The organism is Nocardia sp. NPDC003726, from assembly GCF_053586955.1.
Genome location: NZ_JBSFNF010000016.1, coordinates 154,788 through 175,248, shown reverse-complemented (window position 1 = coordinate 175,248; position 20,461 = coordinate 154,788). Strand labels below are relative to the sequence as shown.

The following is a 20,461-nucleotide window of genomic DNA, read 5'->3' as shown; positions in this document are numbered from 1 at the left end:
GCGGGGGTGACGGTGTCGTGCCACCACAGGTCGCGGCCTTCGGTCCAGGGGACTTCGATGCCGGTGCGGCGCACCACCAGCACATGCTCGACGCTCGACGTCCCCTCACCCAGCGCCTCGTCCACCCCGGCTTTGAGCGGCGCCGCCGCCCCGCGCCGCCACTGCCCGTCGGTCGTGATCACCAGACGCGCGCCGGCGTCGTCCACCCGTTGGCGCAGCGCGGTGGGGGAGAATCCGGCGAAGACGACCGAGTGGGTGAGTCCGAGGCGGGCGCAGGCGAGCATGGACACGATGGCCTCGGGCACCATCGGCATGTAGATCGCCACCCGGTCGCCGGTCTCCAAGCCGAGTTCGGTGAGGTAGTTCGCGGCGCGGGAGACCTCGTCGAGCAGTTCGCGGTAGGTGATGGCGCGCGAGTCGCCGGGTTCGCCTTCCCAGTGGATGGCGACCTGGTCGCCGTGTCCGTCCAGGACGTGGCGGTCCACGCAGTTGTAGGCGACGTTGAGCTTGCCGCCGACGAACCACTTCGCCACCGGCGCTTCGCTCCAATCCAGCACCTGGGTCCACGGCTGCTCCCAGTGCAGCCTGCGGGCCTGTTCGGCCCAGAACTCCAGCCGATCCGACCGCGCCCGGTCGTACAGCGCCGCGCTCGCGTTCGCCTGGGCGGCGAACTCCGCGGCGGGCGGGTAGGCGGTGGTGTCGCGGTCATCGGTGGTTGCGCTGGTCACGCGAGATCTCCTAACGAAAGAACAGGGGGGACGAGGAATGCCGGGCAGTGCTCAGTGCACCACCGCCTTCTCGGCGCCGACGCCGGTGAGCGAGCGGACCTCCATCTCCGCGGCCTTGGCCGGATCCTCGGACCTGCCGCCGACGAAGGTGCCGATGATGCCGAGCGCGAACGCCAGGGGGATGGAGACGATGCCCGGGTTGGACAGCGGGAACCAGTCGAAATCCGAGCCGGGCAGCATGGCGGTCTTGCTGCCGGACACCGCGGGGGAGAACACGATCAGCACGATCGTCGAGATCAGGCCGCCGTACATGCTCCACAGTGCGCCGGTGGTGTTGAACCGCCGCCAGAACAGCGAGTACAGGATGGTCGGCAGGTTCGCCGACGCCGCGACGGCGAACGCCAGCGCCACCAGGAAGGCGACGTTCTGGCCGTTGGCCAGGATGCCCAGCGCGATGGCCAGCACGCCGATCACCACCGCGGTGATCCGGGAGACCCGGACCTGTTCGCGCTCACCGGCTTTCCCGCGCTTGATGACGTTGGCGTAGATGTCGTGGGCGAACGACGCCGACGCCGTGATGGTCAGGCCTGCGACCACCGCGAGGATGGTGGCGAAGGCGACCGCGGAGATCACGCCGAGCAGCACCACGCCGCCGAGTTCGAAGGCCAGCAGCGGCGCGGCCGAGTTCTGCCCGCCGGCGGCCGCGAGGATGCGATCCGGCCCGACGATCGCCGCCGCGCCGTAGCCGAGGACCAGGGTGAACAGGTAGAACGCGCCGATCAGGCCGATCGCCCAGACCACCGAGCGCCGCGCCTCTTTGGCGGTGGGCACGGTGTAGAAGCGCATCAGCACGTGCGGCAGGCCCGCGGTGCCGAGCACCAAGGCCAAGCCGAGCGACAGGAAGTTGAGCTTCGAGGTCTCGCTGCCGCCGTACTGCGCGCCGGGGGCGAGCACGTCACGCGCGGCGACGGCCTTGTTCGCCGAACCGGAAACCGCTTCCTGCGCGGAAGCGAGGATCTCGGAGAAGTCGAAACCGAACTTGGCGAACACCATGACGGTCATCAGCGCCGCGCCGACGATCAGCAGCACCGCCTTGATGATCTGCACCCACGTGGTGCCCTTCATGCCGCCGACCAGCACGTACACGATCATCAGCACGCCGACGACGGCGATGACGACGGATTGGCCGGTCTTGTCGGTGACGTCGAGCAGCAGCGCCACCAGACCGCCCGCGCCCGCCATCTGCGCGAGCAGGTAGAACAGCGACACCGTCAGCGTGGACAGCGCCGCGGCGGTGCGTACCGGGCCTTCTTTCAATCGGAAGCTCAGCACGTCGGCCATGGTGAATTTGCCGGTGTTGCGCAGCATCTCGGCGACCAGCAGCAGCGCCACCAGCCAGGCGACCAGGAATCCGATGGAGTAGAGGAATCCGTCGTAGCCGTAGACCGCGATGGCGCCCGCGATGCCGAGGAAACTCGCGGCCGAGAGGTAGTCGCCCGCGATGGCGACGCCGTTCTGCGGGCCGGAGAAGCCGCGCCCGCCGGTGAAGTAGTCGGCGGCGGTGGCGTTGTTCCGGCTGGCCCGGATCACCACGATCATCGTGAAGACGACGAAGACGCCGAAGATGGCGATGTTGGCGACCGGGTTGCCGACCGTCGCCGCCGCGGCGTAGGTGTGCACGGTGTTCACGCTCGGTCTCCCTCGAGGTAGCCGCGGATGGCCGCCGCGCGCGGATCCAGCTCCCGGTTGGCGAACCGGACGTAGAGCGCGGTGATGGCGAAGGTGGATACGAATTGGCCGAGGCCGAGCAGCAATCCGACGTTGATCTCGCCGAACACCGGGCGGCTCATGAAGTCGTGGGCGTACGCGCCGAGCAGCACATAACCGAGGTACCAGAGCAGGAACAGCGCGGTCATCGGAAACACGAAGCGGCGCAGGCGCGTTCGCAGTTCCTGGAATTGGGGGCTCGCCTGGACTTCGGCGAATTCTGCTGCGCTCGGCGCTCGCCGCGGTGCGGTGTCGTCGAGTTCGGTACTGGTCATGATGGTCCTACCAAGTGACGTGGCTTACTTCTCGTGGACGGTAAGTCAGACCACAGGGGCGTCAGTAGGCTGTGGTGTGGGTCACTCCGTGAAGGTGTCCGAATCTGCGGTGAGCGGTCGATCCGGCGCGACGAACGGTCGGAGGGTGCGAGAGCCGTCGTTCAGTCCGAGCGGAGACTGCGCTCCCGGTCCGCGCCCATGCCCAAGCGCTCCGGCGCGTGCATCCGGACGAAGATCCGGCTCACCGTCCTTGCGCCGAGGCCGCGGGTGCGCGAGCTCACCAGCACCATGGTGGCGAACGCCAGCGGCACGCTGATCGCCGCCGGATAGCTCAGCAGCGCGGCGGGCCAGCCGCCCGCCACTTCGTCGGAGAAACCGCCGGTGACCGAGACGGCGGTCGCCGCGCCCGCCGCGAGCCCGCCCGCGATCAGTCCGGCCGCCGCGCCCGCCGCGGTCAGTCCGCGCCACCAGATGCCGAGCACCAGCAGCGGGCACAGCGTGGAGGCGGCCACCGCGAAGGCCAGGCCGACGGTGCGCGACAGGTCCAGCGACACCACCGTCAGCGACAACGCCAGCGGGACGGACCCCGCGACCAGCGCGGCCGTGCGGAAGTCCCGGATGCGCCCGCGCAGCATGTCGGTGCTGAGCACGCCCGCGATGCTCACCAGCAGCCCCGACGAGGTGGACAGGAACGCGGCGATCGCGCCCGCCGCGGCCAGCGCCGCGAGCAGCTGACCCGGCAGGCCCGCTACCACCGCCCCCGGCAGCAGCACCACCGCGGCGTCGGAGGTTCCGGTGATCAGCAATTGCGGCACGTACAGCCGGGCGAAGACGCCCAGCAGGACGGGGAACAGGTAGAACAACCCGACCAGGCCGATCACCGCGAGCGCCGTCGTGCGCGCGGCGCGCCCGTCGGGGTTGGTGTAGAAGCGCACCAGTACGTGCGGCAGGCCCATCGTGCCGAGGAAGGTCGCCAGGATCAGCGAATAGACCTGGTAGGCCGGATGCGGTCCGCCCAGGCCGCCGCCCGGCGCCAGCCAGCCCGCGCCGTCGGCGGGGGCGCCCGCCACCACCGGCACCGCGGACCCTGCCTCGAGCACCAACCGCGTCCCGGCCGCCAGCTCGTGCGTGCCGGGTGACAGCGGCACCGGGCCGTCGACGGCGCGCTCGTCGAGCGTTCCCGTGATCGAGACCTGCTGTGGCGCGTTGACCCGGACCACCACGTCGGTGGTCACGTCGACGGTCGTGCGTTCGGACACCACCGGCGGGGCCGGCGCGCCCAGTTCCCGCTCGTCGGCGAGGAAGTGCCCGAGCAGCACCAGCGCGGGGAGGGCGACCGCCGTCAGCTTCAACCAGTACTGGAACGCTTGGACCAGCGTGATCGAGCGCATCCCGCCGCCGACCACGTTGGCGATCACGATCGCGCCCACCGCCACCGCGCCCACCCAGTCCGGCACTCCGAGCAGGATGTGCAGCGTGAGGCCCGCGCCCTGGAATTGCGGGATCAGGTACACCGCGCAGATGAGCACCACGACGGTGGCCGCGAGCCTGCGCAAACGCACCGAGCCCAAACGGAATTCGGCGAAGTCGGGCACCGTGTACGCGCCGGAGCGGCGCAGCGGGGCGGCGACGAACAGCAGCAGCGCCAGGTATCCGGCGGTGAACCCGACCGGGTACCACAGCGCGTCCGCGCCGTACTTGGCGATCAACCCGGCGACGCCGAGAAACGAAGCGGCCGAGAGGTATTCACCGGAGATCGCGGCGGCGTTCCAGCGCGGCCCCACACTGCGCGATGCGACGAGGAAGTCGGAGGTGGTGCGCGCGAGCCGCACACCGTAAGCGCCGATCGCGACGGTCGCCAGCGCGGCGAGGATCAGCGCGGCCACCGTCAGCGTGGTCGCCGTGCCGGAGGTCATGGCGTGCCTCGGGACCGGGCGCGGTATCCGGCCCCCGCGCCTCGGCCGGCTGGCGTGCGAAACGGTGCGAGGAGCGACGCGTCCCGCACCGTCGGTGTGGTCGGACCGCGCGTGCCCGGTCGGCGCGGGCGCAAGATCCGCCAGTCGCCGCTTGGCGTCCGGCATTCGCGCGCGCGGGCCACGGCGGTCGCTCGGCCGGTGGCGGGGAGTCGGACCGGTCGCACGTTCGGTCCCCGGCCGATCCGAGGAAGACCCGTTCGTCGCGTTCGGCCAGGCCACCGCATGTTCCGGACGGGAAGCGCCACCGGGGTCAGCGTGGGGTCGGAGGTCACCGCGCGGCCGTAGGAAGGTCGGCCGCATGCGCGCGGTATGGCGGTCCACGCGGCCCCCCGGCGGATGGGCGTGCCGAACGGTGCGGGGAACGAAGCGCCAGACGATGTTCGCCGCGCCGGCCAGCTCCCGCCGGGCGTCCGGGACGGGCGGGGGCCGCTCGCGGGGTGCGGAGGCGCATGCGTCATGTCTGTGCTGGTGAAGCCGGTCTCACGGCGGCACGCGGATCGCTCCTGTCGAATCCCGGCCGCGGACGCGCCGCGTGTGTTCCCGGCGCAGGTTCGCGGACGCGCCGAGTGGCGTACCCGGCTCGTCCCGCTGCTGCCGCAGGGCATCGACACGGACGGGATTCGGGTGGGGTGCACGATCAGTCCTCGGCCAGTTCGAGGAAATCCTGTTCGTTGCGTTCGGCCAGGCGCACGTAGGTGCGGCCGATCAGGAACAGCAGCGGGTAGACGGCGCCGCCGAGCAGCAGCCAGGGCAGCCGGATGCCCAGCACCGTGACCGAGCCGATCGAACCGGCGCGGAACAGCACGGGCAGCGCGCACAGCAGCGCGATGGTCACCAGGCCCACGCGCAGCGCGAGCCCGAGTTGCGCGCGGATCAGACCGCCGATGAGCGCCTCGCCGAACTCGGTCTGCTCGGCGACCTCGACCCGCGTGCGGATCCGCCGCGCGCCGCGTCGCTCGGACAGCACCACGCGCTCGCGCACCGGACGCGGCGGCGTGGTCACTGATTGCCCCAGTGTTGCCGGGGCCGGTGCACCAGCCGCTGCTTCAGCTCGCGCACCTGTCTTCGGCTGACCGGCAGTTCGACCGCCTGCGCGTCGCCCTCGGCCCGCAGGCACACCACGGTGCCGGAACCCACCGCGCGCAGTCCGGTGACCATCCGCAGCGCCACCAGATACGAGCGGTGCACCCGCAGGAAACCCGCGTCGTGCCAGCGAGCCTCCAAGGCGGACAACGGGATCCGCACCAGATGCGATCCGCGGCTGGTGTGCAGCCGCGCGTAGTCACCGTCGGCTTCCACCCAGCTCACGCTCGTCCTCGGCACCAGCGTCGTCACCCCGCCCAGTTCCACCGGAATGACCTCGCTCGGGTCGGCGCGCTCGTCGGCGGCGGCCTGGTGCGGCGCGCTGCGAGCGGCGGCGATCCGCCGCACCGCCTCGGCGAGCCGCGCCTCGCGCAGCGGCTTGAGCAGATAGTCGACCGCGCCCAGGTCGAATGCCGCGATCGCCCGATCGTCGTGGGCGGTCACGAAGACCACGGCGGGCGGGTTGGCGAACTCGGACAGGATGCCCGCCAGCTCCATACCGTCCAGGCCGGGCATGTTGATGTCCAGGAAGACCGCGTCGACCGGGTGGGCGCGCAGCACCCGCAGCGCGCTGGTGGCGTCGCCCGCCGCGTGGATCTCCCCGATCTCGGCCCGCGCGCGCAGCAGATACACCAGCTCGTCCAGAGCGGGCTTCTCGTCGTCCACGGCGAGCACGCGCAGCGCGCCCGCCGGTTTGCCGGTAACGCGGGTCACAGTCGCTCCATCGTAAAGCTCTCCCGCCGGGCCGCCGACCGGGCGTCGTCAGCGTGCCCCGGCCTGCTCCGGGTACCGCTGGCTGTCCCTCGACCGGATGCGGTCGTGGTTCCCGCTCGCGTGGGTCGGCCTGCTGGTCGGGTGCTCGTCGTGGGCGTGAGCCGGGCATCGCGTGGGCTGGTCTGCCGGCCGGTGTGAGTCGTGCTTTCGGCGTGCGTGGGCTGAGCGGTGCTTGGTTGGCCGCCGCCGGGTGGGGCCGGGCACGCCGATCTCACGGCCGGATGCCCGCGCGGAACTTGGGGACGCGCAGGCTGACTTTCGTGCCCGCGCCCGGCGCGGTTTCCACGACCAGGCCGTAGTCGTCGCCGAAGGCCGCGCGCAACCGGTCGTCGACGTTCGCCAGGCCGACGTGCGCGGCCTCCCCGGAGCCCGCCGGGCCGGCGCCGGTGTCGACGGCGTCCAGCGCGCCGGAGCGCAGGAGGTCGGGGTCCATGCCGACGCCGTCGTCCTCGACGCTGATCACGCAGTCGGTGCCCGCGTCGGTGGCGACGATGCTCACGGTGCCGCCGTTGGCGGTGCCCGCCAGCCCGTGCCGCACCGCGTTCTCCACCAGCGGCTGCAGCGCGAGGAAGGGCAGGACCACGCCGAGCACCTCGGGCGCGATCCGCAGCCGCACCTGCAGGGCGTCGCCGAAGCGGGCGCGTTCCAGCGCCAGGTAGCGCTCGATGTTGCGCAGCTCATCCGACAGCACCGTGTACTCGCCCGCGGCGCGGAAGGAGTACCGGGTGAAGTCGGCGAATTCGAGGATCAGCTCGCGGGCCCGCGCCGGGTCGGTGCGGACGAACGAGGCGATGGTGTTGAGCGCGTTGTAGATGAAGTGCGGGCTGATCTGCGCCCGCAGCGCGCGCACCTCGGCCCGGTCCAGCCGGGCCCGCGACGCGTCCAGTTCGGCCAGTTCGAGCTGGCCGCAGGCGTACCGCGCCACCTCGGCGACCGCGCCGAGCCGCCCCGGCCCCGGCTGTCCGGTGCTCACGACGCCCAGCACACCGGCGACGCCGTTGGATTCGACCAGCAACGGTTGGGCGATCAGGGTGCGCCCGGCGTGCTCGCCGCGCCCGGGTCCGGCTACGAGCACCGGACGCTCGCCCGCGACGGCGCGCGCGGCGGCTTCGGCGAAGTACTCGGCCAGTTCGGCGTGCGGTCCGTCCCAGGCGAGCAGCGTGCCGTCCGCGTCGGCCAGCGCGAGCGCCTCCGCGCCGGTGAGCGCGCGCAGATGGGGCGCGGCTTCCCTGGCCGACTCTTCGGTCAACCCGCGCCGCAGCGGGACCGCCGCCAGCGACGCGGTGTGCAGCGCCGAATGCACCGCCCGCTCGGCGGGGGTGGTCACCACCCTGCGGGTGCGCGACCAGATCAGCAACGCACCGGCGATCAGCGCCGCCGCGACCACGACGGCGAGCGCGGTGGTCATGGCGGGCCCCGGCGCGCGGATGTCATGGGCCGATTATCGCGGTGGGCGCGATCGCCAGGCATGGCGGCGGGCCGATCCCGACACTCGCGGGAATCAGACGCTTATGCGGCGAGTCGCCAGGACGCGCCGGTGATCTTTCCCACCGACACGCCGCAGGCCCGAGCGGCGCCCGCGCGCCGGTCAAAAGCAGTCGGTGCGCCCGCCTAGAATCGGTCCAGCCAACCCCCGTCGAGACCTTGGGAGGAAGGACCGTCTTGGCCGCCTCGTCCGGATCGTTCGTCCATCTGCACAACCACACCGAGTACTCCATGCTCGATGGTGCGGCCAAGATCTCGCCACTGTTCACGGAGGCGAAACGGCTCGGGATGAACGCGGTCGGGATGACCGACCACGGCAACATGTACGGCGCGTCGGAGTTCTACAACTCGGCCAAGAAGCACGACATCAAGCCGATCATCGGCATCGAGGCCTACATCGCGCCCGGTTCCCGGTTCGACACCAAGCGCGTGCAGTGGGGCGATCCGAGCCAGAAGGGCGACGACGTCTCCGGCTCCGGCGCCTACACGCACATGACGATGGTCGCCGAGAACGCCACCGGCCTGCGCAACCTGTTCAAGCTCTCCTCGCTGGCCTCCATCGAAGGTCAGCTCGGCAAGTGGGCGCGCATGGACGCGGAGATCATCGCCCAGTACGCCGAGGGCATCATCGCCACGACCGGCTGCCCCTCCGGCGAGGTGCAGACCCGCCTGCGCCTCGGCCACGAGCGCGAGGCGCTCGAGGCCGCCGCCAAGTGGCAGGAGATCTTCGGCAAGGAGAATTTCTTCCTCGAGGTGATGGACCACGGCCTGTCCATCGAGCGCCGGGTCCGCGAGGGACTGCTGAACATCGGCAAACAACTGGGCATCCCGGCGCTGGCCACCAACGACTGCCATTACGTCACCAAGGATCAGTCCGCCAACCACGAGGCGCTGCTGTGCGTGCAGACCGGCAAGACGCTGTCGGACCCCACGCGGTTCAAGTTCGACGGTGACGGCTACTACCTGAAGTCGGCCGAGGAGATGCGCGCGCTCTGGGACGCCGAGGTGCCCGGCGCGTGCGACAACACGGTGCTGATCGGCGAGCGGGTCCAGTCCTACGACGAGGTGTGGGCCTTCAAGGACCGCATGCCGGTCTTCCCGGTTCCCGAGGGCGAGGACCAGGACTCCTGGCTGCGCAAAGAGGTCGATCGCGGCTTGGCGCGCCGGTTCCCCGGTGGGGTGCCCGAGGAGTACTACACCCGCGCCTACTTCGAACTCGACGTCATCAAGCAGAAGGGCTTCCCCGCCTACTTCCTCGTCGTCGGCGACCTGGTCAAGCACGCGCGGGAAGTCGGCATCCGGGTCGGCCCCGGCCGTGGTTCGGCGGCCGGTTCGCTGGTGGCCTACGCATTGGGCATCACCAATATCGACCCGCTGCCGCACGGCCTGCTGTTCGAACGGTTCCTCAACCCGGAGCGCCCGTCCGCGCCCGATATCGATATCGACTTCGACGATCGCCGTCGCGGTGAGATGGTCCGCTACGCCACCGAGAAGTGGGGCAGCGACCGGGTCGCCCAGGTGATCACCTTCGGCACCATCAAGACCAAAGCCGCGATCAAGGACTCCGCGCGCGTCCAGTTCGGCCAGCCCGGTTTCGCCATCGCCGACCAGATCTCCAAGGCGCTGCCGCCGCCGATCATGGCCAAGGACATCCCGCTTTCGGGCATCATGGACCCCGATCACGAGCGGTACAAGGAAGCGGCCGAGGTCCGCGAGCTCATCGGCAGCAACCCCGATGTGGCCAAGATCTACGAGACCGCGCGCGGCCTCGAGGGCCTGATCCGCAACGCCGGTGTGCACGCGTGCGCGGTGATCATGTCCTCCGAGCCCTTGATGGACGCGATCCCGGTGTGGAAGCGGCCCCAGGACGGGGCGATCATCACCGGCTGGGACTATCCGTCCTGCGAGGCCATCGGCCTGCTGAAGATGGACTTCCTGGGCCTGCGCAACCTCACCGTCATCGGCGACGCGCTGGACAACATCAAGGCCAACCGCGGCATCGACCTGGACATGGACAACCTGCCGCTGGACGACCCCGCGACCTACGAATTGCTTTCGCGCGGTGACACGCTCGGCGTCTTCCAGCTCGACGGCGGTCCGATGCGCGACCTGCTGCGCCGCATGCAGCCCACCGGCTTCAACGACATCGTCGCCGTGCTCGCGCTGTACCGGCCCGGCCCGATGGGCATGAACGCGCACAACGACTACGCCGACCGCAAGAACGGGCGGCAGCCGATCAAGCCGATCCACCCCGAGCTCGAGGAACCGCTCAAGGACATCCTCGCCGAGACCTACGGTCTGATCGTCTACCAAGAGCAGATCATGTTCATCGCGCAGAAGGTCGCCTCCTACTCCATGGGCAAGGCCGACGCGCTGCGTAAAGCCATGGGTAAGAAGAAGCTCGAGGTGCTGGAGGCCGAATACAAGGGCTTCCACGAGGGCATGACCAACAACGGCTTCTCCGAAGGCGCGGTGAAAGCGCTGTGGGACACCATCCTTCCGTTCGCCGGTTACGCGTTCAACAAGTCGCACGCCGCCGGCTACGGCCTCGTCTCGTTCTGGACCGCCTACCTCAAGGCCAACTACCCGGCCGAATACATGGCGGGCCTGCTCACCTCCGTCGGTGACGACAAGGACAAGGCCGCGGTCTACCTGTCCGACTGCCGCCGCCTCGGCATCACCGTGCTGCCGCCGGACGTCAACGAGTCCGAGCAGAACTTCGCCTCGGTCGGCAAGGACATCCGTTTCGGTCTCGGCGCGGTGCGCAACGTCGGCGCGAACGTCGTCGCCTCGATCATCCAGGCGCGCAAGGAGAAGTCGAAGTTCACCGACTTCTCCGACTATCTGAACAAGATCGACGCGATCGCCGCGAGCAAGAAGGTCACCGAATCGCTGATCAAGGCGGGCGGATTCGACTCGCTGGGGCATCCGCGCAAGGGCCTGATGCTGATCCACTCCGACGCCATCGACGCCGTGATGGCCACCAAGAAGGCCGAGGCGATGGGTCAGTTCGACCTGTTCGGCGGCTTGGACGCGGACGAGTCGGTGACCTCGGTGTTCAACGTGAAGGTGCCCGACGAGGAGTGGGAGTCCAAGCACCGCCTCGCGCTGGAGCGGGAGATGCTCGGCCTGTACGTGTCCGGGCATCCGCTCAACGGCGTGGAGCATGTGCTCGCCGCGCAGGCCGACACGCAGATCCCCGCCATCCTGGAAGGCGACATCAAGGACGGCACCCAGGTGACCGTCGGCGGCATCCTGGCCTCGGTGAACCGGCGGATCAACAAGAACGGCCTGGCCTGGGCCTCCGCCCAGCTGGAAGACCTCACCGGTGGCATCGAGGTGCTGTTCTTCCCGCAGGCGTACTCGGTGTACGGGATGGACGTCGTCGAGGACGCCGTGGTGCTGGTCAAGGCCCGGGTCTCGGTCCGCGACGACCGGATCTCGCTGATCGCCAACGATCTCGCCGTCCCCGACCTGTCCGCCGTCGGCGTGGCCAAGCCCCTCGCGGTCACCATCACCACCCGCATGTGCACCCCGGACAAGATCGGCGAACTCAAGCGGGTCTTGTCCAGGCACCCCGGCACGTCGGACGTCCATATCCGCCATGTCGGCGCCCGGGACAAGACCACGCTGCTGAAACTCGACGAACGCCTGCGCGTCTCACCGTCCTCGGCCCTGATGGGCGACCTGAAGGCGCTGCTCGGCCCGGGCTGCCTGGCGAGCTGACCGCGCATCGACGAGATCGCTGCCACCGCAGCGCTGATCACTGACCGCGGTGGCGGCCGTAGGTTCCGCCGCGCTGAGACTGGGGTCCCGGGCCGATCTGTGCCGCCTACCGTCGGTGTCTCACCTGGCCGATGTCGCCGGACCCGGCCAACGGCTCCGCCTGATCGAGGGCCGCCTCGGAATCTGTGTCACCGAAGCGAACCGCGAGGATCGACTCGATGTCGACCACCAGGTGTTCTGCGGAACATCCGCATAGTCACGGCTACCGAACCGGCGGATCGTGGCAGCCTTGCCGGATGGACTATCGCGGATTGTTGCGCAACCTCAGACTGCGACCTGGCATGTACTTCGCCAGGTCCGAGCTGGGATACGACAAGCTGGTCGCCTTCGTCACCGGCGTAGACATCGGCAGCCAAGGCTCGATGCTGGCCGGCTTCCGTGAGTTCTTGATCCTGCGACTGGACGGTGGCAACAATCTCAGCTGGTCCGGACTCGTCAGCCGAATCTGCGTCCCCGACGCGGCTCGGCCGCTCGACGGCCATGATGAACAGGCGGCCGTCGACGGACTGTTCGACTTGCTCGATGAGTTCCTGGCCGAAACGGCCGATCATCGCGCGAGGACCCGGATCCACCATGAGTACTTCCGGTGGCTCCAACGGCAGAGCTGGTACACCGATCCGGAGCGAATCCATGCGTCTCCTACTTCGTCGTATATCCCGTTGGACGAAGCGGCGACACGATTCGGGTTGGATAGATCCGCCGTGTTCGATCTGATCGCATCCGGAACATTGCGGCCTGATAGGTTCGGCGCGCAGCTGTACGTGTCCGAGAACCATCTGTCCGAGGTTGTGGCCCACCTGGCGGCGGGCCGTGCGCGGTCAGGAAGCGAGGCACTGCTCGATCGGGTCGAGACTGGCGGGGGAGACGACGACGTCACCGGCTTCGGCGTTCAGTAGCTTCCAGTCGTGTGGTGACGCCGGTTCGCGCAGGAGGCGCTAGCCCGCTCGTGTGGCCCGCCTGGCTGCGGGCCGCGCGCGGTCAGGAGTCGAGCCACTGCTCGATCTGGGCGAGGCTGGCGGCGCAGACGATGACGTCGCCGTGTTCGGCGTCCAGTAGCTTCCAATCGTGTGGTGAGACCGGATCGCGCATCATGCGGTAGCCCGCTCGCGTGGCCCGGTCGGTGAGTTCCGGGAGCCGTCCGATCCAATCTTCTTCGGCGTCGCTCATGAGGGGTCGCTCCATCGGCGGTTTCGGCGGGTGGAATCCGGTGTGATGCGCCCGGCGGCTACCAGTGCGGCGAACGCGGCGCGCTTGCGGGGGCAGTCGTGCTCGCGGTGCAGCTGCATGGCGTGGTGGGCGGTGGCGACGGTCAGCGGCTGGGTTGGTGTAGCGCAGGTCCACGCTTCCGGCCACTGGAGTGTGCGCGAATGTGTTTGTCTGCCAGCGGAATTACGTCTAGGTGTGCGTCGGCGTGGCAGGTCGGACGGCCATACGCACCCCACGCCGAGCAGCGCCGCGCCGCAGGCGGCGAAGACCGTCACGAGGGTGGACAGCAGGGTCCCGATATCCACCCTCGCTCACCGCTGGCAGCCGTCGCCCGAACCGGCGCGCAGGTCCTCGGCGAGCTTGCTCAACCCATCGAGGACCTGCTGGAACGTCCGGGGTTCCGGCGCGCCGTCGGCATAGGCCGGGTGCTCGGTGTGGTCGATGGGGAAGGCGATCCCCCGCCGGTTATCCTCTCCCGCCCACCTGGGCGGTGACGTCGAGTGGCACATGGCTGCGGCATTTCGCGAGAAGAGCTCTCCACCATGTGCCGTTGATCTTGATGTGTGCGGTCTTTACGCCTGGCCGCTCGGTCATCGTCCGCAGGATTCGGACTTGTGTGGCGGGGAGGCTTCCCTGTTGCTCGGCCATGCGGCTATGTTGCTGCAGGCCAACAGCATTCGGGCTCGGAAAACGGACGGTCCGATGAAGTCGGCCATTCACGCAGAGCCCGGACCGGTCTACACATAGTTCGGCGTCCGAACCGGACCGGGTTCTGGGCCGTTTCGGACCGAGCAGGGGAAAGGGGGCGATGGGGAAGGACGATCAGCCTGGTTCGACATTGCCGCGCAGGCAACTCGGGCGGGCATTGCGGGAGGCGCGAGAAGGGGCCGGGTTCACCCTCGAGCGTGCCGCGCAGCTCATGGAGATGGGCAAGACCTCGGTCGGCAGGATCGAGAAGGGGCAGAACGACAAGGTGAGGCTGCGTGATGTGGAGGCGTTCGGCAATTTGTACGGACTTGGTGAGGATCAGATCGAGCAGTTGAAAGTCCTTGCGCAGCAAACACCTACGAAATCGTGGTGGCAGGCATCCCGCCAATTGTTCCTGCGTGGATTTCACACGTATTTGGGGCTTGAATCCGGCGCATCACAGCTGTCCTTCTATCAGCCCATGATTGTTCCAGGTCTGTTGCAGTCGTCTGAGTACGTGAAAGCTGTCGAGAGGCCGTTCTTACCCGGAGATACCCAAGAGGACGTCGACAGCCGCGTCGCACTGCGACTGCAACGCGCGGCAATCTTGACCAGACAGCGCAGTCCCATATCGGCTGAGTTCGTGTTGCACGAAAGTGTCCTGCATACGATCGTTGGATCGCCGGCTGTCATGGCTGGGTGTCTGCGGCACGTAGCCGACATGAGCACCTTGGCGAACGTCTTCGTGCGGATACTGCCGTTCACAGCCGGGTTTCCATGGGACGGGACTCCTGTGCTGCCGTACATCATCCTTGACTTCCCGGCCGGAAGCGGCGGGTTCGGGGCGGAGCCGTCGGTTGTCTACACCCAAAAATACCATTGGCACAATGTTTTTCGAAGATGATGATGACGTGCGACGCTACCGCGAGATTCACGAAACAATCTGGTGCGTCGCACTGGAGGAACAAGCCTCTCGAGACCTGCTCCGGCAGGTGGCAAGGAGATATGAACGGTGACTATCGACCTATCCGATGCGCAGTGGTTCAAATCGAGCCTGAGCAGCGCCAAAGAAGCGTGCGTAGAAGTGGCTTGGCTCGCAACCGGGTACGTCGGTGTCCGCGATTCGAAGAACCCCACTGGTCAGGCGTTGATATTCGCGCCCGGCCAGTGGGATGCTTTCGCCGCTGGCGTCCGTGGCGGCGAGTTCGACCGGCCGACTTCCTGATCTCAGGCGGACTCGTTGAGATGAACAAGCAGCCAAGACCTGCTCCGGCGGGTGGCAAGGAGGTAGGAGCTGTGACTCTCGATCTGAGCGGCGAACGGTGGTTCAAGTCGACACATAGCGGCACGGCGAACGAGTGCGTCGAAGTCGCCTGGCTCGAGGCAAGCAGGTCGGTGTCCGTGATTCGAAGAACCCGACCGGCCCGGCGCTGATCTTCGAGCCGAACCAGTGGGACGCTTTCGCTGCGGACATCCGTGCCGGCAATCCGACCGATCGGCCTGAACTGGATTCCCGCCCCGAACAACAGCGGCCCTGCACTCGATCAACGCATGGTCGGGCCAGGGCCGCTGCCTACGCACAGGAGTTAACCGTTCACGTCGGCCAGTGCCGGGGTAGCCGTGTCGACCGACGCGCGCGAGATCTCCTTACGTTGCAGAGCGTGGCTGCATGCCACGACAGCGAGGGCGACCAGCCCGAGAACCACGCCGATCCAGGCGACCGCCGTGTAGCCGAGGCCCGCGCCGATGGCCAGGCCGCCGAGCCAGGGACCTGCGGTGATGCCGACGTTGAACGCGGAGATGTTCGTGGCTCCCGCCAAGGTGGGCGCGTCGCCCGCCAGGGTGAAGACCCGGCTGTTCAAGGTCGGGTTGATGCCGAAGCCGAACGCGCCCAACAGGAACGACAGCACGACGACGGGCACGGTGTGTTCCATCGTGACCGCGAGCAGCGCCGAGGTGAGCACGCCGCCGGTGATGCCGACGTACAGGCTGGTGAGCGGGTGATCGTCGGCGGTGCGCCCACCGACGACGATGCCGAGGAACGCGCCGAGCCCGTAGACGCCGAGCACCACCGGGATCCAGCCGTCCGCCAGTCCGGTGGTGCGCGACAGCAGAGCGCCGAGGTAGGCGAAGGTGACCATCAGGGCGGCGATGGACAGCGCGGTGGTGGCGTAGGACAGCCACAGCGCGGGGCGCAGCATCGTGCGCAGTTCGGTGCGCAGGCGCAGCGGCGCGCCGGTGCGTCCGCCGGGGATCTTCGCCAGCACGCCGATGGCCGCGACCGTCGACAGCAACGCGACCGCCCAGAACGCCGCGCGCCAGCCCAGCTGCTGTCCGATCACGGTGCCCGCGGGCAGTCCGATGATGATGGCCAAGGTGAGCCCGCCCGCCACGATGCTCATCGCCTTGCCGCGCGCGGTGGGCGGGACGAGACCGATCGCCGTCGTCGCGGCCACCGCCCAGAATCCGGCGTAGACGAACGCGCCGACCACTCGCGTCGCGAACAGCACCCAGTAGTCGGAGGTCAGCGCCCCGACGACGTGGGAGCCGACGAACACGGCGAGGAAGGCCAGCAGCGCGGTGCGCCGCGGCCAGCGCAGCGTCGCCACCGCCAGCACCGGCGCGCCCACCAGCATGCCCATCGCGAAGCCCGAGATGAGCAGGCCCGCGCGGGGCACGGAGACGCCCAGGTCCCCGGCCATCTCGGTGAGCAGGCCCGCGAGCATCAGCTCCGAGGTGCCCTGGGCGAAGATCGACAGACCCAGGACATAGATCGCCACGGGCATCGGTACCTCCTTGTTTTGTACTGATCTATCCAAAATGAGGGCGCGGCAGAGCCGTCGCCGGATGCGGTCTCAGAGAGCGTCGAGCGCGGTGGTCGCGATGGCGGCGAGCGTTTCGCGGTCCGCGCCGCCGCGCGCGGCCACCCGCATGCCTCCGATCGTCGCGATCACGAAGTGCGCCAAGGCGACCGGGTTCTTGTCCGGTGCGATCTCGCCCGCGCGTTTCGCCGCCTCGAATACGTCGGTCAGCGCGGCTAGGCGTCGCCCCTGGTCGGCGGCGAGCACGGCGGCCAGTTCGGGGTCGCGTGGGGCCAGTTCGATCGTCGAATTGACCACGAGACAACCGAGGGGGTCCTCTTCGGGGGCCTCGACGATCTGCCACAGCAGGGCGCGGATCTTGGCGCGCGCGTCCGACTCGGTGTCGAGCAGGTCGAACGTCGCGGCGTTCTTGGTCGCCATGTAGCGGCGCAGGGCGCGGCCGAACAAGTCCCGCTTGCTGGTGAAGGTGTTGTAGATGCTGCTGCGGCCCAGGCCGGTCGCGGCGCAGAGGTCCTCGGTCGAGGTGGCCTCGTACCCCGCGCGCCAGAACGCCTGCATCGCCGCGTCCACCGCGCGGTCCTCGTCGAAGGATCTGGGTCGTGGCATGAATTCACGGTAGCACAGTTTTGAACAGATCGTTCCAATATGGTTGGCGGCTAGGGAGTGTCGCGGTCCAAGCGGCTGTTAAGCGTCCGATAGGCGGGATCGCGCAGAATTCCGGGCAAGTCGTCCACTCAGGAAACGAGGATCACCATGCAAGCCATCCTGCGCACCCTGCGCCTGCTCGTGCTCGGCGTGACGCTGTTCGTGCCCGCGTTCGCCGTCGCGACGGTCGGGGCGGGCGCGGCGAACGCGGGCTCGGTCTACGAGATCGAGTTCGCGCCCGGAAGCGATCGCACGTCGATCGACGGAGCGGTCGTCCGCGGCGACGCCGACACCTACGCGTTCGAGGCGCGGGCGGGGCAGACCTTGACTCTCGAGCTCACCTCGCTCGAGGACAACGCGCGGTTCTCCACCACCGGCCCCGACGGAAGCGTCTTGTGCCTGGAGGAGACCTTCAGCCGGATCACCCTGCCGCTGAGCGGCTACTACGCCATCTCGGTGGAGCCCAGCCGCGGCAACGCGACCTATACCTTGTCGGTGCGCATCGTCTGAGCCTCAGGGCGACACCGCGACGCCGAGCGTCTGGGCGACCAGGAAGCGGGGAGTGTGCTCCCCGTAGAACTGCTCGGCGTCGCGGATCTGGAAACCGGCGTCTGCCACCAGGCCGCGGATATCGCGGTTCAGGTGGCAGCCGCCGAACAGTCGTTTCTGGACCGGGTTCAGCCGGTTCTGCCAGGTCCGCACGTTCTCGTCCGGCGCGAGCCCGTGTTCGACGAAATGCAGGGTGCCGCCGGGGACGAGCACCCGGCGCATCTCGGCCAGCGCAGTGTCGATGTCGGGGATGGTGCACATCGTCCAGGTCGACAGCGCGCAGTCGAAGGAGTCGTCCGGGAAGGGCAGCGACTGTCCGTCCAGCCCGGCCCGCTCGACCGGCACGGTGGCGGCGGCCAAGCGCTCGCCCGCCAGCCGCCAGCCCAGATCGGCGGGCTCGACCGCATGCACCTTCTCGACCCCCGCCGGGTAGAACGGCACGTTCAATCCCGAACCGAAACCGATCTCCACGACCCGCCCGTGCAGCCCGGCGCACGCCCGCTCACGCAGCGGCTTCAAGTCCCGCAGTCCGCAGGCCACGTTGACGATCCGGGGAACCACGTGCTCCGTATAGACGCCCACCCCTCCACTCTTGCAGGCATGACCCGTTCGGACCAGGGCGCACCGCCATTTGCCCAGTGGGTTCTGGCGGTCGCCCCTCGACCCTGGGCATACTGGCGCCGCGCGTGCCGTGGTCGCCGCGCGTGCCGCGCTGGTCGTACCCCGCCGCGGACCGAGTGAAGAGACTTGGCCCGTTGCCGTGAAGTCGGGACTGCTGCCCGCGAGGTCGGCGTCCGTATCCGGCGGAGCGGGCGTGCCCGTGGGATGCTGGCGCGGTGACTGTGTTCGAGGTGTGGGCGCCGCGGCCGGAGTCGGTGCGGCTGGATCTGGAGGGTGTCGTTCATTCGATGACGCGGTCGCCGCACGGGTGGTGGCGCGCCGACGTGCCCGCCGCGAACGGCGCCCGATACGGCTTTCTGCTCGACGACGACCCGACCGTGCTGCCCGATCCCCGCTCCCCGCGCCAGCCCGACGGTGTGCACGCCCGCTCGGCCCTGCACGCCCTCGATCCGGCGGGATGGACCGACGCGGCGTGGACCGGCAGGCCGCTCGCCGGGGCGGTCTACTACGAACTGCACATCGGGACCTTCACCCCGGAAGGCACCTTCGACGCGGCGATCGAACGGCTCGACCACCTGGTCGGGCTCGGCGTCACCGTGGTCGAAGTGATGCCGGTGAACGCCTTCGACGGCCCGCACAACTGGGGCTACGACGGCGTGCTCTGGTACGCGGTGCAGGAGAGCTACGGCGGCCCCGACGGTTTGCAGCGGTTCGTGAACGCCTGCCACGCCCGTGGGCTGGCGGTCTGCCTGGACGTCGTCTACAACCATCTCGGCCCGTCCGGCAACTACCTGCCGCGCTTCGCGCCCTACCTGACCGAGGGCCGCAACACCTGGGGGCAGAGCCTCAATCTGGACGGCCCGCAGTCCGATCACGTGCGCGGGTACATCATCGACAACGCGCTGCGCTGGCTGCGCGATTTCCACATCGACGCGCTGCGCTTGGACGCGGTGCACGCCCTGGTCGACCGCACGGCCACGCATCTGCTGACCGAACTCGCCGTCGCGACCGAGCGCTTGGCCGCCCACGTGCGCAGGCCGCTGACGCTCATCGCGGAGAGCGATCTCAACGATCCGACCCTGATCACCCCGCGCGCGGCCGGCGGCTACGGCCTGACCGGGCAGTGGAACGACGACCTGCACCACGCCGTGCACACCGCCGTCTCCGGCGAACGGCAGGGCTATTACGCCGACTTCGGCTCCCTGCGCTGCCTGGCCCACACCTTGAAGCACGGATACTTCCACGCCGCAACGTATTCCAGTTTCCGTGGCCGCACACACGGCCGCCCGATAGATCGCGGCCTGATTCCCGGCAGCGCCCTGCTGGCCTATACCTGCGATCACGACCAGATCGGCAACCGGGCGCTCGGTGACCGCCCGAGCGCCTACCTCACCGACGGCCAGCTCGCGATCAAAGCCGCCCTGGTGCTGTGCGGGCCGTTCACGCCGATGCTGTTCATGGGCGAGGAGTGGGGCGCGCGCACGCCGTTCCAGTTCTTCACCTCGCACACCGACCCGGATGTCGCCGCCGCCACCGCCTCCGGGCGCAAGAAGGAGTTCGCCGCGCACGGCTGGCCCGAGGGCGAGGTGCCGGACCCGCAGGATGTGAAGACGTTCCTGCGCTCCAAACTCGACTGGACCGAAGCCGACGAGCCGGGCCACGCACGGCTGCTGTCCTGCTATCGCACCCTGCTCGCCCTGCGCCGCGACCGCGCCGAGCTCAGCGATCCCTGGCTGACCCATGTTTCGGTGGACTACGACGAGGCGGCGCGCTGGATCGTCGTGCACCGGGGCACCCTGGCCCTGGTGTGCAACCTCGGCGAGGACCAGGTGGGGGTGCCGGTCGCGGGCCTGCCGCTGCTGTCCTGGGAATCGCCGACGGTCGGGCCTTCCGCCACAACCGTTCCCGGCCACTCCTTCACCCTGCTGGACACCGCGCCGCCCGGCCCGCGCTGAGCCCGTGGAATCCCAGCTCGGAGCGGGCTTTCTGGCGGGTGGCGGGTAACGGGCGTACAACTGTCCGAGACAGGCGCTTTGCCGGAATCGTCCGATGCCATT

At 69.0% G+C, this 20,461-nt stretch carries 19 protein-coding genes and 1 pseudogene; 8 read left to right on the top strand and 12 right to left on the bottom strand.

Features of this window, described 5'->3' with window-relative positions; all coding sequences use genetic code 11:
* The 7 genes from ACWDMM_RS21730 to ACWDMM_RS21700 form a co-directional block, all read right to left on the bottom strand.
* A partial coding sequence (locus ACWDMM_RS21730; protein WP_449939090.1) for an AMP-binding protein occupies positions 1–728 on the bottom strand: 728 nt, incomplete at its 3' end.
* A gap of 51 nt (positions 729–779) precedes the next feature.
* Positions 780–2,417: a solute symporter family protein gene (locus ACWDMM_RS21725; protein ID WP_449939087.1), complete on the bottom strand. Its 1,638-nt coding sequence runs from the start codon at positions 2,415–2,417 to the stop codon at positions 780–782.
* Entirely contained in the window at positions 2,414–2,770 is a 357-nt protein-coding gene (locus ACWDMM_RS21720) for a DUF485 domain-containing protein (protein WP_195083349.1), read from the bottom strand. The genes ACWDMM_RS21725 and ACWDMM_RS21720 overlap by 4 nt, the downstream gene beginning before the upstream one ends.
* A 161-nt stretch (positions 2,771–2,931) precedes the next feature.
* Positions 2,932–4,686 (bottom strand): sodium/solute symporter, encoded by a 1,755-nt coding sequence (locus ACWDMM_RS21715; RefSeq protein WP_195083348.1) that lies wholly within the window; start codon positions 4,684–4,686, stop codon positions 2,932–2,934.
* Between the two features lie 697 nt (positions 4,687–5,383).
* A complete protein-coding gene (locus ACWDMM_RS21710) occupies positions 5,384–5,749 on the bottom strand; it encodes a hypothetical protein (RefSeq protein ID WP_323124758.1) in 366 nt (121 codons plus the stop codon).
* Positions 5,746–6,543, bottom strand: coding sequence for a LytR/AlgR family response regulator transcription factor (locus ACWDMM_RS21705; RefSeq protein WP_195083347.1), 798 nt, complete (start codon positions 6,541–6,543; stop codon positions 5,746–5,748). The genes ACWDMM_RS21710 and ACWDMM_RS21705 overlap by 4 nt, the downstream gene beginning before the upstream one ends.
* 271 nt (positions 6,544–6,814) lie before the next feature.
* Positions 6,815–8,011: a sensor histidine kinase gene (locus ACWDMM_RS21700; RefSeq protein WP_195083346.1), complete on the bottom strand. Its 1,197-nt coding sequence runs from the start codon at positions 8,009–8,011 to the stop codon at positions 6,815–6,817.
* Between the two features lie 254 nt (positions 8,012–8,265).
* On the opposite strand from ACWDMM_RS21700, the gene dnaE reads away from it, so the two are divergent.
* Together dnaE and ACWDMM_RS21690 are read left to right on the top strand one after the other, a co-directional pair.
* Positions 8,266–11,814 (top strand): DNA polymerase III subunit alpha, encoded by a 3,549-nt coding sequence (dnaE, locus tag ACWDMM_RS21695; RefSeq protein WP_195083345.1) that lies wholly within the window; start codon positions 8,266–8,268, stop codon positions 11,812–11,814.
* A 296-nt stretch (positions 11,815–12,110) separates the two neighbouring features.
* On the top strand, positions 12,111–12,770 hold the full coding sequence (locus ACWDMM_RS21690) for a hypothetical protein (RefSeq protein WP_449939080.1): 660 nt from the start codon (positions 12,111–12,113) through the stop codon (positions 12,768–12,770).
* Positions 12,771–12,852: 82 nt separating this feature from the next.
* On the opposite strand, the gene ACWDMM_RS21685 is transcribed toward ACWDMM_RS21690, so the two are convergent.
* The gene (locus ACWDMM_RS21685) at positions 12,853–13,041 is read right to left on the bottom strand and encodes a hypothetical protein (RefSeq protein ID WP_195083343.1); all 189 of its coding nucleotides are present in this window, start codon (positions 13,039–13,041) and stop codon (positions 12,853–12,855) included.
* A gap of 350 nt (positions 13,042–13,391) precedes the next feature.
* The gene (locus ACWDMM_RS21680) at positions 13,392–13,589 is read right to left on the bottom strand and encodes a hypothetical protein (protein ID WP_449939076.1); all 198 of its coding nucleotides are present in this window, start codon (positions 13,587–13,589) and stop codon (positions 13,392–13,394) included.
* A gap of 299 nt (positions 13,590–13,888) precedes the next feature.
* Between ACWDMM_RS21680 and ACWDMM_RS21675 the strand changes: the two genes are divergently transcribed.
* The 4 genes and pseudogenes from ACWDMM_RS21675 to ACWDMM_RS21660 all read left to right on the top strand — a co-directional run.
* Positions 13,889–14,671 carry a helix-turn-helix domain-containing protein gene (locus ACWDMM_RS21675; protein ID WP_449939075.1) on the top strand — a complete coding sequence of 261 codons (783 nt, stop codon included), beginning with the start codon at positions 13,889–13,891 and terminating at the stop codon, positions 14,669–14,671.
* Positions 14,655–14,783: a Scr1 family TA system antitoxin-like transcriptional regulator gene (locus ACWDMM_RS21670; protein WP_449939074.1), complete on the top strand. Its 129-nt coding sequence runs from the start codon at positions 14,655–14,657 to the stop codon at positions 14,781–14,783. The genes ACWDMM_RS21675 and ACWDMM_RS21670 overlap by 17 nt, the downstream gene beginning before the upstream one ends.
* Complete coding sequence (locus tag ACWDMM_RS21665; RefSeq protein ID WP_357208629.1) at positions 14,780–14,992, top strand: DUF397 domain-containing protein; 213 nt, start codon at positions 14,780–14,782, stop codon at positions 14,990–14,992. Before ACWDMM_RS21670 ends, ACWDMM_RS21665 begins: the two co-directional genes overlap by 4 nt.
* Before the next feature lie 20 nt (positions 14,993–15,012).
* Positions 15,013–15,233 (top strand): annotated as a pseudogene (locus tag ACWDMM_RS21660) (DUF397 domain-containing protein); the annotation flags it as partial.
* 120 nt (positions 15,234–15,353) lie between these two features.
* On the opposite strand, the gene ACWDMM_RS21655 reads toward ACWDMM_RS21660, so the two are convergent.
* Complete coding sequence (locus ACWDMM_RS21655; RefSeq protein WP_195082669.1) at positions 15,354–16,553, bottom strand: Cmx/CmrA family chloramphenicol efflux MFS transporter; 1,200 nt, start codon at positions 16,551–16,553, stop codon at positions 15,354–15,356.
* Between the two features lie 69 nt (positions 16,554–16,622).
* Positions 16,623–17,195, bottom strand: a complete 573-nt coding sequence (locus ACWDMM_RS21650; protein ID WP_195082670.1) for a TetR/AcrR family transcriptional regulator — start codon at positions 17,193–17,195, stop codon at positions 16,623–16,625.
* Positions 17,196–17,342: 147 nt separating this feature from the next.
* On the opposite strand from ACWDMM_RS21650, the gene ACWDMM_RS21645 reads away from it, so the two are divergent.
* Complete coding sequence (locus ACWDMM_RS21645; RefSeq protein ID WP_449939071.1) at positions 17,343–17,744, top strand: hypothetical protein; 402 nt, start codon at positions 17,343–17,345, stop codon at positions 17,742–17,744.
* A gap of 3 nt (positions 17,745–17,747) precedes the next feature.
* Here the strand turns inward: ACWDMM_RS21645 and ACWDMM_RS21640 are convergent, their stop codons facing one another.
* Entirely contained in the window at positions 17,748–18,365 is a 618-nt protein-coding gene (locus ACWDMM_RS21640; RefSeq protein WP_449939069.1) for a class I SAM-dependent methyltransferase, read from the bottom strand.
* Positions 18,366–18,619: 254 nt separating this feature from the next.
* On the opposite strand from ACWDMM_RS21640, the gene treZ reads away from it, so the two are divergent.
* Positions 18,620–20,359 carry a malto-oligosyltrehalose trehalohydrolase gene (treZ, locus tag ACWDMM_RS21635; protein ID WP_357109429.1) on the top strand — a complete coding sequence of 580 codons (1,740 nt, stop codon included), beginning with the start codon at positions 18,620–18,622 and terminating at the stop codon, positions 20,357–20,359.
* The last annotated feature ends 102 nt before the right edge of the window (positions 20,360–20,461 follow it).